At 38.9% G+C, this 427-nt stretch carries 2 protein-coding genes; both read left to right on the top strand.

The genetic code is table 11. The features are described 5' to 3' along the window. A partial coding sequence (locus tag ACF8FD_RS01780; protein ID WP_392452971.1) for a transposase family protein occupies positions 1 to 274 on the top strand: 274 nt, incomplete at its 5' end. After that, the coding region (locus ACF8FD_RS01785; protein WP_392452973.1) for a transposase at positions 222 to 427 on the top strand (206 nt) is incomplete at its 3' end. The genes ACF8FD_RS01780 and ACF8FD_RS01785, both read left to right, overlap by 53 nt.

Raw genomic sequence — 427 nt, forward strand, 5'->3', positions numbered from 1 at the left:
ACCATCTAAATTAAGCCTAGAAGATCAGATTCTCTTATGCTTAAGCTATTGGCGTGAATACCGAACATTATTCCATGTCGCAACAAGTTATGGCGTGTCAGAGCCCACTGCTTCAAGAATCGTACACCATGTAGAGGACTGCCTCATCAAGTCCAATTTATTTAATTTACCAAAGCATTTGCCTGAAGGCGAAGGTATTGACTGGAATGTGGTGATCGTAGATGCCACAGAAATTCCAATACAAAGGCCTAAAAAAACAGAAGAAAAGCTATAGTGGTAAGAAGAAGGCACATACTTTCAAAGTTCAAGCCATTGTTCATTATAAAACTCAGCAAATTCTGAGTTTATGCACAAGTCGTGGTGCTGTACATGATTTCGAACTTTTCAAACGCAATTTGAATCAGATTCCTGCAAGTGCCTTTATACT

This window comes from Acinetobacter sp. TYF_19 (assembly GCF_043105125.1).
Lineage (GTDB): Bacteria > Pseudomonadota > Gammaproteobacteria > Pseudomonadales > Moraxellaceae > Acinetobacter > Acinetobacter johnsonii.